The sequence below is a fragment of the Nocardia sp. NPDC005998 genome (assembly GCF_040614395.1).
Classification (GTDB): domain Bacteria; phylum Actinomycetota; class Actinomycetes; order Mycobacteriales; family Mycobacteriaceae; genus Nocardia.
The window spans coordinates 64,297-78,505 of record NZ_JBEXUI010000023.1; the positions used below are offsets into that span (position 1 = coordinate 64,297).

A 14,209-nucleotide genomic window follows, 5' to 3' on the forward strand; every position below is an offset into this window, starting at 1 on the left:
TTGTCGCCCAAATACCGGCTCAACAGCATGTTTCCCTGTTACGAGCCCGTGAAATTCGTGTTCCAGACGGCCCGATTTCCCGTCCAGGTTCCATCGGAGGGCATCGCCACGCCTGACCATGCCCGACGAGGGCGCGCGGCTGTGCCAGACTGGCGCGCATGACCGGTGGGGAAGGGTTGATCACCAATGTGTCCGATACCGCGCGGTGGGTGGCCGCCTACCGGGCCACCGAGACGGCGCGTGCGGACGCACTGTTCCGTGATCCACTCGCGCAACGGCTGGCCGGGGAGCGCGGCCATGCCATCGTCGCGGCCGCGCCCCGCATGCTGCGCGGCGGGTGGGCCGTGGTCACCCGGACCAAACTCATCGATGACCTGATCGCGACCGCCATCGGCGAGGGCTGCGACCGGGTGCTCAATCTCGCGGCCGGACTGGACACCCGCCCCTATCGCCTGGACCTGCCCGCCGATTTCGTCTGGGTGGAGGCCGATCTACCGGCACTGACCACCGAGAAGCAAGCCGCTCTCGCGGACGAGAAGCCGCACTGCACCCTGATCCGCCGCGGCGTCGACCTCACCGATCCGTCCGCGCTGGCGCAGTTCCTGGACGCGGCACTCGGCCCGCTGGGACCCGAAAACTCCCCCGCCACAAAGGCTTTGGTGCTCACAGAAGGCTTGCTCATGTATCTCGACGAGGAAACGGTCCGGACCATGGCCGCCGCCCTCACCCGGCCGGAGATCAGCTGGTGGGTCATGGACATCACCATGGCGATGAGGCGCATACGCGCCAGTTCGATGTTCGTGAACGCGCCACTGAAATTCGAACCGAGCAATGGCATCGCCTACTTCGAGGAGCTCGGCTGGCAGCCCCGCGAGGTCGAACATCTGCTCGTGCACGCCCGCAAGTTCCACCGCGCCCCGTGGTACCTGCGTCCCTTCACCTACCTTCCCCAGCCCAACCCACGCAAACCGGGCCGCAATCCCTGGTCGGGAATTGTTCGCTACCAGCGCGGCTAGCACACGGCTCAGAACTGGCTGTGCTGGGAGTCGAAGGTGAGGACGCGACCGCCGAGCAGGATTTGGCAGCCCGCGACCAGGGTGGTCGGGTGGTTCGGCATCGCCCGGATCCACTCCTGATGCCCGGGCATCCTGATGTAGGTACCGTTGGCCGACCCCTGGTCGATCGCGGTCACCTCCCATTCGACCAGCCGAATCTGCACATGCGCCCGCGACATTCCGCCCGACCGGTCCGGCAACCGAATCGGTCGCGCACCGCGCCCCACCGCCGCCGCATGCTCGGGTTCCCGCCCGAGAACGATGTCATTGTCGAGTACGAACGACGTTCCGTCATCGAGCATGAGCAACCCGAGCGGCGGGCGAATCCCCTCGGTCAACACACAGGTCAACTGATCCATCCGAATCCCGCACACCGCGCAGAACGACACCCGCGGATCATTCAGATGCTGTCGCGAACACATGAACCCCCGCACAACAACCCCGCCGTCATCGGGCATCACCACCGGTACCACCCCGCGGGTACGAACCGGCACCGGAATCGGCACATTCGGCACCAATGTATCGGTGTCGAACTCCGGATCGCGCCCGGACTCCGCACTCGGGCCAGCGCCGTCATCCACCTCAGCACTCTTGCGAAGCCCAACCGGTCGTCCCACCGGGACACTCGATGACGGATTCGGCGAGTCCCCCACCCCGCGGTCCACATCGTCGGATGCCACCGAGCGAGAAGCAGCTACGCCCGACTTCCGTGCCGCCGGTGCACGATCCGCCGCAGGCGCGCCGAACCATAGCACCGCCCCGGACCCTGGCACGGTGCCCGCTTCGAGCCCCGCGATACCGCGCCCCGGTAGCGCGCTCGGCCCGTCCTCGTCCACGAACAACCCCACCCCGATATCGGGTGCCGGAATCACCACCCGATCCACGGTGAATCCGGCATCCCTGCCGTGCAGCACCTCCGCGCGATCCGAACTCTCCAGCACCGCCGTCACCCCGCCGTGCAGAAACAATGCCACCCCGTCCGCACTCGGGGTGATCACCCCGAACTCCACCTGATCCTCGTTGTCCAGATTCATCAACCACGTGGTGGCAAGGCGTGCGAATATGCGTCCGGTGCGTGGTTTCTCCTCGGCAACGGCCTCCCGCGCCAGCCCGAGCAGCGCCGTCATCGTCCGACCCGCGGGCGATTCGGAACTCGCGGCGATATCGGCGCGGTGGGCGACCACAACGACCACCCCATCGGCATTCGCGATCAGATGCGTACCACCCGGCAGCACCTCGAGCTGCGGATCGGTCACAGGAATCGACCACCCCGGAACCGCCACCTGTGGAACACCAACCGCATCGGCCCATTGACAATGAGCCAAAACACGATCCAGGTGACGGTGAACTGGATGAGGAATGCCGTCAGCGATGGGTGCAGCGCTCGTGGGAGCACGATGGTCGTGTGGTCTACGAGGACCCACATCAGCGCCGCCTCGTTGACGATCGTCCAGAAGCCGAACAGTGTCGGCCAGTCCTTCTCCCACCGGAACTGCTGCAGGAAATGGTACAGCAGCTCCCACAGCACACCCACGAGCACGGTCGTGAGCAGCACCGACAACGTCACGCGATACGCCTGCCCCAGGGACAGCGATCCGGTCGGCAAAACCGGGGTAATGATCACCGCGACAAGGAATCCGAGGATGCCGAGTGCGAGTATGCGGGTCTGGATTCGCCCGTTCAAGGTGAGCAGCATTGGTTCAGATCTTCTTGTTCGTCGCCCACAACCACCATTGCCGTGACGAGCGCAGCGGTCCCATGCGTTGGCAGAAGCCCAGCGCCGCAAGATCGTCCGCGATCTCCTGCGCCGCGATCTGCAAGCCGAGGAAGGTATCCACCCCAGGAAACGGACCACCCAGCGTCGCACTACCCGATGCATAGATGCGTCCGCTGCCGCTTCGCGTGCCGATCAATTCGAAGGTGGTCGCCACATCCATCCGCCCCACCGGATTGCGCCCGGCCCCAGCGTGATCCAGCAGATCCGCCAGCAAGCGATGTTCGCGCACATCGGCCTCCAACCCGGTGCAGTCGATGATGTAGTCCGCGGCGGTATCGAAGGGCTGGGTCGGTGGCGGAAACGGCAGCGGCGCACTCGGATCCGGCACGATGGTCGTGATCACCCCATCCCGCCCGGGCGCGGGCCGCAGATCGCGCGCCGTGCCCGCCAGCACCTGGTACCAGCCCTGCTTGCGACCGCGCCGCAACTGCTCCTGCCAACCGTCGCGGATGGGGGTGCTGGTGCCGCCCATCTCCTGGTAGGCCCCCGCGCGCCGTTCACCTTGCAGCGTGCGCATTTTCGCCTTGAGCTGCCCGCCCCACACCGACTTCGGATAGTTGAATCCCTGATAGGACCAGCCGTCACCGGACCTGCGGCGGTTGAAGAGGTTCGAGCCCTGCGTCTTACCCACATAGTGGCGGAACAGATGCAGAATCCGGGTATTGAGTTGAAGCTGGTCGCGATCGTCGATGATCCGCTGCAACACCCGGCTGGCCACGATCCCGCTACCGCGAATCATCACCGTGCACGGCCTGCGCTGCAGGGCCTGGTAGACGTGCTCATGCGGTTCGTAGGCATTGACCACCCGCGTCGGATCGCGATACTTCTCCCGATATTCCTGCAGATCGGGCAGCAACTTCAGCCCCGGATACCCAACGGCCACATGGACATACGTACTGCGGAACGCGATCCGCTTGGTCGGTGTCGCACCGGCGGGCGGAGTGAGGATGGTGAAATATCCACCGCCGTACCGCTTGCGCACCATGCGTACCTGCCCTTTGTGCAACGATCCCGCATACCCGATCCGATGGAACTCGCGCTCCATCGAGGCGAACGCCTGCCCCGCCCTCGGCGTGTAGTAATTGGCGAAGATCGGCTCGGTGAACACATTCCACAGGGGCCGGATCGTTTTCTCCGCCAACGCCTCACGCACCGCATAGGACGGAAACCCCCAGATATTGTCCGGCGTCGACGCCGAATCACTGCGCAACCGCTCCCCGCGCGGAATCTGCGACACCCGTGTCAGATACTCATACGACGACCATGGCACCTCCTGCGGTCCGAGCACCGCCATCGACGCCACCGCGACACCGTAGATCCGCAGGGTGTCATAGGTGACGAAGGACCCGATGCCACTGCCGATCGTCACGAACGGAACGTTCACCACCGGAATCCCCGCCCGGCCCACCATCTCATCGGTCCACACGTCGGTTTCGACGAGTTCCCGGGTGATATCTCCCCGCATTTTCGGGATGCTACCGGCCGGAACTTAGCAATGGCTTTCGATTGCCTTACCCGACGCGCACCACCGATCTGCGCCAACCTGCCACGCCGCGCCCCCTCGCGGACGTACCATCCCTGCGTGGCCGACGCGATTCGTTCCACCCCGCTGCGGGTTCTCGTCTACAGCAACGACGCCGATACCCGGCGCCAAGTGATGCTGGCACTGGGCAGACATCCGCACCCCGAACTACCCGCCTTCGAATACCTCGAGGTGGCGACCGCCCCCGTGGTCATCGAGCAGATGGACGCGGGCGGTATCGACCTGGCCATCCTGGACGGGGAATCCGCCCCGGCGGGCGGTCTCGGCATCGCCAAACAGCTCAAGGACGAGATCGACCAGTGCCCACCGGTTCTGGTGCTGACCGGTCGCCCCGACGACGCCTGGCTCGCGAACTGGTCACGCGCCGAGGCCGCGGTGTCGCATCCGATCGATCCGATCCGGCTGACCGAGGCCGTTGTCGCGCTGCTGCGCAATCGCACCGCGGCCTGACCGAATTTCGCCGGTCAGCCCAATAGCCACATCGCGCCCGCGTCCTCGGACGCGGGCACTCGAATGTCACGTGACGGGCAATCGCCTAGCGACCCTGCGGACCGGATTACCGCCGATTCAGTCATAAATAGCAGTCCCGTTTTCGATCAAACACCCCATTCGAATACACGGTCGACCCGTCGCGTCAGTTGTAGGCTGTGCCGTAGCTCACATGGGCGCGAGCCTCGATATGACAGACCCGCGCGGTGCGAGCAGGCCATGAGGCGAGTCTGACCGAGGCGGACAACGACGTCAGCCCGCCTCGGAAGCTGCCGTCATTCCGACGCCGACCAGCACAATCCCGGCGCCGTCGGGGGATATGACGCCCAACCGCCAGCTATAGCTCGCAAGGAGGGGAAGTGCAGTCGTGAATATCGAGATGCCCACTCTGGTCCTCGGCGCGGTCGCCGCCGCGTTCGCGGTTTTCTCCATCATCCTCTCGGCCCTCGTCGGCCCGAAACGACACAACCGGGCCAAACAGGAGGCCTACGAGTGCGGCATCGAACCGACACCGCACGCCGTCGCGGGTGGGCCGGGAAATGTTACCGGACAACGCTTTCCGGTGAAGTACTACCTCACCGCCATGCTGTTCATCATTTTCGACATCGAGATCGTGTTCCTCTACCCGTGGGCTGTCCACTTCGATGCGCTCGGTCTCTTCGGTCTCGCCGCGATGGCGCTGTTCATCTTCAACGTCTCCGTGGCCTACGCCTACGAATGGCGGCGCGGCGGTCTCAGCTGGGACTGATCGCCCGTATGGCCATGGCATACCGAGCAATACGCCGCCAGCGACATACGCACAGTGGAAGTGAGAGTTAGTCGAACATGGGTCTCGAGGAAAAACTGCCCAGCGGCTTCCTGCTGAGCACGGTCGAAGATTTCGCCGGATACCTGCGCAAGGGCTCACTGTGGCCCGCTACCTTCGGTCTGGCCTGCTGCGCCATCGAGATGATGGCCACCGGTGCCGGACGTTTCGATATCGCCCGCTTCGGCATGGAGGCGTTCCGCGCCTCACCGCGGCAGGCCGATCTGATGATCGTCGCGGGCCGGGTCAGCCAGAAGATGGCACCGGTACTGCGTCAGGTCTACGACCAGATGACCGAACCGAAATGGGTGCTGGCCATGGGCGTTTGCGCGTCCTCGGGCGGCATGTTCAACAACTACGCCATCGTGCAGGGCGTGGACCATGTGGTGCCGGTCGACATCTACCTGCCCGGGTGCCCGCCCCGCCCGGAAATGCTGTTGAACGCCATCCTGACCCTGCACGCGAAGATTCAGGAGATGCCGCTCGGCGTCAATCGCGAAGAGGCCATTCGCGCCGCCGAAGCGGCCGCGCTGGCGTCCACGCCGACCATCCGGATGGAGGGTCTGCTGCGATGACCTTCGATACCCCCGACAACACCGAGACCAGGACACCGCACGAGTTCATCGATGCCGCGGCCACCGCCGGTCCGGAAGGCACACCGCCGGAACCGGATTCGCCACCAGCCGAGGTGATCGGTGTGCGACGCGGCATGTTCGGCGTCAGTGGGACCGGCGACACCTCCGGGTACGGCCGTCTGGTCCGCCCGGTGACACTGCCGGGCAGCACCCCCGCGCCCTACGGCGGCTATTTCGACGAGATCGTCGGCGAACTCCATGCCGCCCTCGGCGCGGTCGATACCCGCTGGGAGAGCGCCATCGAGAAGGTGATCGTCTTTCGCGGCGAACTCACCCTGCACGTGCGCCGCGAACACCTCGTCACCGTCGCCATGGCATTGCGTGATACCGCCGCCCTACGTTTCGAGCTGTGTCTCGGGGTGAACGGCGTGCACTATCCCGAGGACGCGGGCCGCGAATTGCATGCGGTGTATCACCTCATGTCGATCACGCACAACCGGCGCCTGCGCATCGAGGTATCCGCACCGGACGCCGACCCGCATATCCCGTCGCTGTTCAGCGTGTATCCGACCACCGACTGGCATGAGCGGGAAACCTACGACTTCTTCGGCATCCTCTTCGACGGCCACCCCTCGCTGACACGCATCGCGATGCCCGACGACTGGCGTGGCCACCCCCAGCGCAAGGACTACCCGCTCGGCGGGATCCCGGTCGAGTACAAGGGCGCGCGCATTCCGCCGCCCGACGAGCGGAGGGCGTACAAGTAATGAACGACATCGACACCCGGCCCGGCGTCAACAATGACACCGGGCCCGACCCCGCTGGCAAGCCGAAGCCGGAACCGACCGTGGTGACGGTGGCCGGCCAGGACTGGGACGCGGTCACCGAAACCCTCGACGGCGCGGGCGAAGAACGCATTGTCGTCAATATGGGCCCACAGCATCCGTCCACACATGGCGTGCTCCGGCTCATTCTCGAGATCGAGGGCGAAACGGTCACCGAGGCCCGCTGCGGCATCGGCTACCTGCACACCGGCATCGAGAAGAATCTCGAATTCCGCAACTGGGCGCAGGGCACCACCTTTGTGACGCGGATGGACTACCTCTCGCCCTTCTTCAACGAGACGGCCTACTGCCTGGGCGTCGAGCGACTGCTCGATATCGAGGACCAGATTCCCCAGCGCGCCACCATCGTTCGCGTCATGCTCATGGAACTCAACCGGATTTCTTCACATCTGGTGGCGTTGGCGACCGGCGGCATGGAATTGGGTGCACTCACTCCGATGCTGTTCGGTTTCCGGGAACGCGAACTGATCCTGGACGTCTTCGAGACCATCACCGGCCTGCGCATGAACCACGCGTACATCCGCCCCGGCGGCCTGGCCCAGGACCTGCCCGATGACGGCGTCACCAAAGTCCGTGAACTGCTTACTCTTTTGCCCAAGCGACTGCGCGATATGGACCATCTGCTCACCCAGAACCCGATCTGGAAGGCGCGCACCCAGAACATCGGCTACCTCGATCTCACCGGCTGCATGGCGCTCGGCATCACCGGCCCGGTACTGCGCTCCACCGGTCTGCCGCACGATCTGCGCAAGGCCGCGCCGTACTGCGGTTACGAGAACTACGAATTCGACGTTCCCACCACCACCGGCTGTGACTGCTACGGCCGCTATTGGATTCGGGTGGCGGAGATGAAGGAGTCGCTCAAGATCGTCGAGCAGTGCCTGGACAAACTGCGGCCCGGCCCGGTGATGGTGGACGACAAGAAGATCGCCTGGCCTGCCGATCTGCAACTGGGTCCGGACGGACTCGGCAACTCCCCCAAGCACATCGGCCGCATCATGGGCACATCCATGGAGGGACTCATCCACCACTTCAAACTCGTCACCGAGGGCATCCGGGTTCCCGCGGGCCAGGTGTATGTGGCCGTTGAATCGCCGCGCGGCGAACTCGGCGTGCACATGGTCAGCGATGGCGGCACCCGCCCGTATCGCGTGCACTATCGCGACCCCTCGTTCACGAATCTACAAGCGGTGGCGGCGATGTGCGAGGGCGGGATGGTCGCCGACGTGATCGCCTCCGTCGCCAGCATCGACCCCGTGATGGGCGGAGTAGACCGATGACACAGATCCTGCTGAAGCTTTCCGCCCGGCCGCAGCCGTTCGCACCGTATGTGCGCGAACGGCTCGAGATCGATGCGAAAGAGATCATCGCCCGCTATCCGGAGCCACGTTCCGCGCTGTTGCCGCTGCTGCATCTGGTGCAGGCCGAGGAGGGCTGGGTCACCGGCACCGGGATCGAATTCTGCGCCGACCAGCTCGGCTTGACCGGTGCGGAGGTCACCGCGGTGGCCACCTTCTACTCGATGTACCGGCGCACCCCCACCGGCGACTACCACGTCGGCGTCTGCACGAACACCTTGTGTGCGGTGATGGGGGGCGACGCCATCCTCGATGCCCTGCGGCAGCGCCTCGGTATCGGGCACGGCGAGACCACCCCGGACGGGGCGATCACCCTCGAGCACATCGAGTGCAATGCCGCATGCGATTTCGCGCCGGTGGTCATGGTCAACTGGGAGTTCTTCGACAACCAGACCCCGGAATCGGCTGCCGCACTGGTGGATTCGCTGCGCCGGGGCGAGCAGGTGACGCCGACGCGCGGCGCCCCGCTGTGCACCTTCAAGCAGACCGCACGCATTCTGGCCGGATTCCCGGACGAGCGCCCCGGCGTCCTCGACGGCGCGGCGGGCGCGGCGACGCTGGCCGGGCTGCGGGTCGCGCGGGAACAGAATATGGAAGCGCCGGAACCGAATTCGGAGGATGTGTGATGACACTGACTCCCGTACTCACCCGGTACTGGGATGACCCACAGTCGTGGACCATCGAGCACTACCGGCGCCACGACGGCTATCAGGCGCTGCGCAAAGCCCTGCGCATGCAACCCGATCAGATCATCCAGACAGTGAAGGACGCGGGCCTGCGCGGACGCGGCGGGGCGGGGTTCCCGACCGGCATGAAGTGGAGCTTCATCCCGCAGGGGGCGGGACCGGACGGGGTGACCAAACCGCACTACCTGGTGGTCAATGCCGACGAGTCGGAACCCGGTACCTGCAAGGACATTCCGCTCATGTTGGCCACCCCGCACACCCTCATCGAGGGCGTGATCATCGCGGCCTATGCGATCCGGGCGGCACACGCGTTCATCTATGTGCGCGGCGAGGTGGTTCCGGTGCTGCGGCGGCTGCAGGCCGCGGTCGCACAGGCGTATGCGGCCGGATTCCTCGGCAAGAACATTCTCGGCTCGGGCTACGACCTGGAACTGATCGTGCACGCCGGAGCCGGTGCCTATATCTGTGGTGAGGAAACTGCACTGCTGGATTCGCTCGAGGGTCGGCGCGGCCAGCCCCGGCTACGGCCGCCGTTCCCGGCCGTCGCGGGCCTGTACGCGTGCCCGACGGTGGTCAACAATGTGGAATCCATTGCCAGCGTGCCGCCGATCATCCTCAACGGCACCACCTGGTTCCGGTCCATGGGCAGTGAGAAGTCCCCGGGCTTCACGCTGTACTCGCTGTCGGGTCATATCGCCCGGCCGGGCCAATACGAAGCGCCACTAGGCATTACGCTGCGCGAACTGCTCGGCTATGCCGGTGGCGTGCGGGCCGGACATCAGGTCAAGTTCTGGACACCGGGCGGTTCGTCGACACCGCTGTTCACCGACGAACACCTCGACGTACCGCTGGACTACGAGGGCGTCGCGGGCGCCGGATCCATGTTGGGCACCAAGGCACTACAGATCTTCGACGACACCACCTGCGTCGTGCGCGCGGTACTGCGCTGGACCGAGTTCTACGCCCACGAATCCTGCGGCAAATGCACCCCCTGTCGCGAGGGCACGTACTGGCTCGTCCAACTGCTCACCCGCATCGAAGCGGGCCAGGGCACCACATCGGATATCGAGAAGCTCCTCGATATCAGCGACACCATCAACGGCAAGTCGTTCTGCGCACTCGGCGACGGCGCGGCCAGCCCGATCATCTCCTCGCTGAAGTACTTCCGCCAGGAATACCTCGACCATCTGCGGCTCGACGGCTGCCCGTTCGATCCCGCGCGATCCACCGCCTGGGCCGAAGGAGTCAAATGAGTACAGCATCGCGTAGCGATTCCGTGGGGGGCGGCGGTCGGGTGACGGGTGGGCGTACAGCATCGCGTAGCGATTCCGTGGGGGGTGGCGGTCGGGCGACGGGTGGGCCAGCCACGGTGAACACCAACACCAGTGAGCTGGTTCCGGCCGATCTGGTCACCGTCACCATCGATGACACCGAGGTCAGTGTCCCCCCGGGCACCCTGCTGATCCGGGCCGCCGAACTGATCGGCATCCAGATCCCGCGCTTCTGCGACCATCCGCTGCTCGACCCGGTCGGCGCATGCCGTCAGTGTCTGGTCGAGGTCGAGGGGCAGCGCAAGCCGGTCGCCTCCTGCACGATGGCCGTCGCCGACGGCATGGTCGTGCGCACACAGCTGACCTCACCCGCCGCGGATAAGGCGCAGGAGGGGGTGATGGAGCTGCTGCTCATCAACCATCCCCTCGACTGCCCGGTCTGCGATAAGGGCGGCGAATGCCCGCTGCAGAACCAGGCGATGTCCAGCGGTCGGCCCGAGACCCGATTCGACGGTGTGAAGCGCACATACCCCAAACCGATTCCGCTCTCGACCGCGGTGCTGCTGGACCGGGAACGCTGCGTACTCTGCGCCCGCTGCACCCGCTTCTCCCAGCAGGTCGCCGGCGATCCGTTCATCGAACTGATGGACCGCGGTGCACTCGAGCAGGTCGGTACTGCACAGGCCGAACCGTTCGACTCCTACTTCTCCGGTAATACCGTGCAGATCTGCCCGGTCGGCGCGCTCACCGGCACCAGCTACCGGTTCCGGGCCCGCCCATTCGACCTGGTCTCCAGCCCGAGCGTCTGTGAGCACTGCGCATCGGGTTGCGCGCAGCGCACCGACCACCGGCGGGGAAAGGTGTTGCGCCGCTTGGCCGGTGACGATCCGCAGGTCAATGAGGAGTGGAACTGCGATAAGGGCCGCTGGGCATTCACCTACGCGACCGAACGCGACCGGCTGACCACACCGCTGGTACGCGGTTGGGACGGCAAGCTCGCGCCCGCATCCTGGTCCGAGGCGCTGGCCGCGGCCGCCGAGGGGCTGGCATCGGCCGTCGGGAATGCGGGCGTCCTGGTCGGCGGTCGCGTCACCGAGGAAGACGCCTACGCCTACGCCAAATTCGCTCGAATCGCCCTCGGCACCAATGACATCGACTTCCGCGCCCGGGCGCATTCGGTCGAGGAGGCGGACTTCCTGGCGGCCCGGGTAGCCGGACAGGGCGTCACCGTCGACTACGACGCGCTGGAGAATGCGCCGGTCGTGCTGCTCGCCGGACTCGAGCCGGAAGAGGAGTCGCCGATCATCTATCTGCGGCTGCGCAAGGCCGCACGCAAGCGCGGCATGCCGATCTTCTCGCTCGCCGCCTACTCTTCGCGCGGACTGGACCGGATGTCGGGCACCCTGCTGCAGGCCGTGCCCGGTACCGAACCTCAGCTGCTCGATGCCCTGCGCGCCGGTGAGATCGCAATGGATTCGGCCGCTTTGGCGACCGCCGCGCAGCTGCTGCGTCAGCCCGGCGCGGTGGTCCTGGTCGGTGAGCGAATGGCCGGAATTCCGGGTGCGTTGTCGGCAGCGGTCCGCCTCGCCGACGACACCGGTGCCGCGCTGGCCTGGGTGCCGCGGCGTGCCGGTGAGCGCGGTGCGATCGAGGCGGGCGCCTTGCCCGGACTGCTGCCCGGTGGCCGCCCGGTGGTGGATCCGCGTGCGCGCCAACAGGTTCGCGCGATCTGGAATGTCCCGGACCTGCCGGTCACCGTCGGTCGCGATACCGCGGCCATCCTGGAGGCCGCCCCGACTTTGGGCGCGCTGGTCATCGGCGGGGTCGATATTGCCGATCTGCCGGATTCGCAGGCCGCGCTCGATGCGATCGATGCCGCCCGGTTCGTGGTCAGCCTGGAGTTGCGGCGCAGTGCCGTCACCGAGCGCGCCGATGTCGTCTTCCCGGTGGCCTCGGCGATGCAGAAGTCCGGCACGTTCCGCACGTGGGAGGGCAGGCCGCGGCAATTCGATACCGCACTCGGTGATTCGATGGTGCGCCGCGAAGCCGCACCGCTGTCGGATCAACGGGTACTGCAGGCGATCGCGGACGAGATGAAGGTGGCGCTCGGGCTCCCCGATACCGCGGCCGCGCGCGCCGAACTCGCCGAACTCGGCGCCTGGGACGGCCCGCCGGTCGCCGCGCCCGCCCATCTGCCGCATCCGGTTCCCCAGACGATTCCGGGCACCGCCATCCTGTCCAGCTGGCGAATGCTGCTGGATCAGGGGCGCATGCAGGACGGCGAGCCGAATCTGGCGGGCGTCGCGCGCCCGCCGGTGGTGCGCCTGTCCTCCGCAACCGCCGCGGAAATCGGTGCGGCCGACGATGACCAGATCGTCATCGCCACCGAGCGCGGCGCCATCACGCTGCCGCTGCTGATCACCGATCTGCCCGATCGCGTGGCATGGCTGCCGTTGAACTCGCCGGGCTGCTCGGTCAACGAACAGCTCGCCACCCAGCCGGGCGGTGTGGTGCAGCTGCATCGCGCCGACGAGAGGATGAAGGAACACCGCCATGAGTGATCTCTCTCTTTTCGGCCACGACCCGCTGTGGCTTGTCATCGGGAAATCCCTGGCGATCTTCGCCTTCCTGCTACTCACGCCGATGATGGCGGTGTATCTGGAACGCAAGATCGTGGCGTGGATGCAGATGCGCGTCGGCCCGAACCGGGTCGGTCCCAAAGGCACCCTGCAGGCCGTCGCCGACGGCGTGAAGATGGCGTTGAAGGAAGATATCGTTCCGGCGATCGTCGATAAGCCGATTTTCATTCTGGCGCCGGTGATTTCGGTGGTGCCCGCATTCATGGCGTTCGCGGTCATCCCGTTGGGGCCGGAGGTCTCGATCCTCGGTCATCGGACTGCGTTGCAGCTCACCGATCTGCCGGTGGCGGTGCTCTATATCCTCGCCATCACCTCGATCGGCGTGTACGGGATCGTGCTGGCGGGCTGGTCGTCCGGTTCGACGTATCCGCTGCTGGGCGGGTTGCGTTCGACCGCGCAGGTGATCTCCTATGAGATCGCGATGGCGCTGTGCTTCGCGACGGTATTCCTGCTCGGCGGCACCATGTCCACCTCCGGCATCGTCAAGGCGCAGGAGGGCACCTGGTATGTCTTCCTGCTGCTGCCGTCGTTCCTGATCTACTGCGTATCGATGGTCGGTGAGACCAACCGGGCCCCGTTCGACCTGCCCGAGGCAGAGGGCGAACTGGTCGGCGGCTTCCACACCGAATACTCCTCGCTCAAATTCGCCATGTTCATGATGGCCGAATACATCAATATGGCAACGGTTTCCGCGCTCGCCACCACGCTGTTCCTCGGCGGCTGGCATGCGCCGTTCCCGATCAATCTGTGGGACGGTGCTAATTCCGGTTGGTGGCCGGTGCTGTGGTTCACGGCCAAGATGTGGACGTTCCTGTTCGTCTTCATCTGGTTGCGCGGCACACTGCCCCGCCTGCGCTACGACCAGTTCATGAATCTCGGCTGGAAGCTGCTGATTCCGACCTCGCTGCTGTGGGTGATGCTGGTCGCCACCGCCCGGGTGCTGCAGAACGAGGGCTATAAAGTCCAGACGCCGTTCCTGGTGATCGGCGGCCTGATCATCTCCGGACTGATGGTGCTGATGTTCCTGCAGGCCGGACGCAGGCAGGGGGTGCCGCCGACGGCCGAGGAACCCAGCCGACAGGAGTCGGGCACAGCGGGCACGGTCTTCCTCGGCTTCCCGACGCCACCACTTCCGGATCCCGCGACGCGGCGTCCGGAACCGAAGC

Annotated in this window: 12 protein-coding genes and 1 pseudogene; 10 read left to right on the forward strand and 3 right to left on the reverse strand. The window is 65.8% G+C overall.

Features of this window, described 5'->3' with window-relative positions; all coding sequences use genetic code 11:
* Window positions 1-158 precede the first annotated feature (158 nt).
* The gene (locus ABZ293_RS26860; protein WP_355185020.1) at window positions 159-1,016 is read left to right on the forward strand and encodes an SAM-dependent methyltransferase; all 858 of its coding nucleotides are present in this window, start codon (window positions 159-161) and stop codon (window positions 1,014-1,016) included.
* 8 nt (window positions 1,017-1,024) lie between these two features.
* Here the strand turns inward: ABZ293_RS26860 and ABZ293_RS26865 are convergent, their stop codons facing one another.
* Genes ABZ293_RS26865 through ABZ293_RS26875 form a run of 3 tightly spaced genes read right to left on the reverse strand, consistent with a single transcriptional unit; the run spans window position 1,025 to window position 4,297 of the window.
* Complete coding sequence (locus tag ABZ293_RS26865; protein ID WP_355185022.1) at window positions 1,025-2,311, reverse strand: FHA domain-containing protein; 1,287 nt, start codon at window positions 2,309-2,311, stop codon at window positions 1,025-1,027.
* Complete coding sequence (locus ABZ293_RS26870; protein ID WP_354956699.1) at window positions 2,308-2,751, reverse strand: hypothetical protein; 444 nt, start codon at window positions 2,749-2,751, stop codon at window positions 2,308-2,310. The genes ABZ293_RS26865 and ABZ293_RS26870 overlap by 4 nt, the downstream gene beginning before the upstream one ends.
* Before the next feature lie 4 nt (window positions 2,752-2,755).
* Entirely contained in the window at window positions 2,756-4,297 is a 1,542-nt protein-coding gene (locus ABZ293_RS26875; RefSeq protein WP_355185024.1) for a hypothetical protein, read from the reverse strand.
* Between the two features lie 192 nt (window positions 4,298-4,489).
* Here ABZ293_RS26875 and ABZ293_RS26880 point away from each other — a divergent pair, with 192 nt between their 5' ends.
* From ABZ293_RS26880 to nuoH, 9 genes and pseudogenes are all read left to right on the forward strand, one after another.
* The gene (locus ABZ293_RS26880; protein ID WP_354956734.1) at window positions 4,490-4,825 is read left to right on the forward strand and encodes a hypothetical protein; all 336 of its coding nucleotides are present in this window, start codon (window positions 4,490-4,492) and stop codon (window positions 4,823-4,825) included.
* 406 nt (window positions 4,826-5,231) lie between these two features.
* Entirely contained in the window at window positions 5,232-5,612 is a 381-nt protein-coding gene (locus tag ABZ293_RS26885) for an NADH-quinone oxidoreductase subunit A (RefSeq protein WP_355185026.1), read from the forward strand.
* A 77-nt stretch (window positions 5,613-5,689) separates the two neighbouring features.
* Window positions 5,690-6,244 carry an NADH-quinone oxidoreductase subunit B family protein gene (locus ABZ293_RS26890; RefSeq protein WP_354956693.1) on the forward strand — a complete coding sequence of 185 codons (555 nt, stop codon included), beginning with the start codon at window positions 5,690-5,692 and terminating at the stop codon, window positions 6,242-6,244.
* Window positions 6,241-7,011 carry an NADH-quinone oxidoreductase subunit C gene (locus ABZ293_RS26895; protein ID WP_355185028.1) on the forward strand — a complete coding sequence of 257 codons (771 nt, stop codon included), beginning with the start codon at window positions 6,241-6,243 and terminating at the stop codon, window positions 7,009-7,011. The genes ABZ293_RS26890 and ABZ293_RS26895 overlap by 4 nt, the downstream gene beginning before the upstream one ends.
* On the forward strand, window positions 7,011-8,369 hold the full coding sequence (locus tag ABZ293_RS26900; RefSeq protein ID WP_355185030.1) for an NADH-quinone oxidoreductase subunit D: 1,359 nt from the start codon (window positions 7,011-7,013) through the stop codon (window positions 8,367-8,369). The genes ABZ293_RS26895 and ABZ293_RS26900 overlap by 1 nt, the downstream gene beginning before the upstream one ends.
* Window positions 8,366-9,073 carry an NADH-quinone oxidoreductase subunit NuoE gene (nuoE, locus tag ABZ293_RS26905; protein ID WP_355185032.1) on the forward strand — a complete coding sequence of 236 codons (708 nt, stop codon included), beginning with the start codon at window positions 8,366-8,368 and terminating at the stop codon, window positions 9,071-9,073. Before ABZ293_RS26900 ends, nuoE begins: the two co-directional genes overlap by 4 nt.
* A complete protein-coding gene (gene nuoF, locus ABZ293_RS26910; protein ID WP_355185034.1) occupies window positions 9,073-10,386 on the forward strand; it encodes an NADH-quinone oxidoreductase subunit NuoF in 1,314 nt (437 codons plus the stop codon). Before nuoE ends, nuoF begins: the two co-directional genes overlap by 1 nt.
* A 116-nt stretch (window positions 10,387-10,502) precedes the next feature.
* Complete coding sequence (locus ABZ293_RS26915) at window positions 10,503-12,965, forward strand: NADH-quinone oxidoreductase subunit G (protein ID WP_355185036.1); 2,463 nt, start codon at window positions 10,503-10,505, stop codon at window positions 12,963-12,965.
* Window positions 12,958-14,148: pseudogene (gene nuoH / locus ABZ293_RS26920) on the forward strand (NADH-quinone oxidoreductase subunit NuoH); the annotation flags it as partial. The gene ABZ293_RS26915 and the pseudogene nuoH, both read left to right, overlap by 8 nt.
* Window positions 14,149-14,209: the final 61 nt, after the last annotated feature.